The sequence below is a fragment of the Pseudomonas sp. FG36 genome, from assembly GCF_057809275.1.
In genome coordinates this window covers 1-470 of sequence record NZ_JBMDJQ010000090.1, presented here as the reverse complement: position 1 = coordinate 470, position 470 = coordinate 1, and the positions used below count along the sequence as shown (strand labels likewise).

The 470-nt window shown below is 66.8% G+C and carries 1 protein-coding gene; it reads right to left on the bottom strand.

Annotated features, from left to right (window positions below; all coding sequences use genetic code 11):
• Nucleotides 1–470: condensation domain-containing protein (locus tag ACODS9_RS26555; RefSeq protein WP_489095125.1), on the bottom strand; the 470-nt coding region annotated here is incomplete at both ends.

Here is a 470-nt window from a genome sequence, read left to right as displayed (position 1 = left end):
CGAAGGTCACGGCGATCGCTTCAGGCGTGCGTGCCGCCTGCTGCTCGATCAGCGCGTGGGCGCACTCGGTGCTCGGGTAGCGCTGCACATCAGCCGTCCACGCCCCCAGCTCTGCCGCATCGAGCAACGGCAACTGCGCCACGCGCTGGGCGTAATCCGCGCAGATGCCCTGCAACAGGTTGCGCCAATGCCGGCCGATGCGCTCGACCGTGGCCGCATCGAACAGCGAGGTGGCATAGGTGAACGCCGCAATCAGCCCACCCTCGTGCTCGGCCGTGTTGAGGATCAGGTCGAACTGGGTGGTCTGCCCTTCCCAGCTCAAGCCCTCAACCTGCAACCCGCCCAGCTCACGGACCATGCCCGGGCTTTCGGCCTGGTGGTTGAACAGCACCTGGAACAACGGGTTGTGGCTCATGCTGCGCTCGGGCTGCAGCGCCTCGACCAGTTGCTCGAACGGCAGGTCCTGGTGC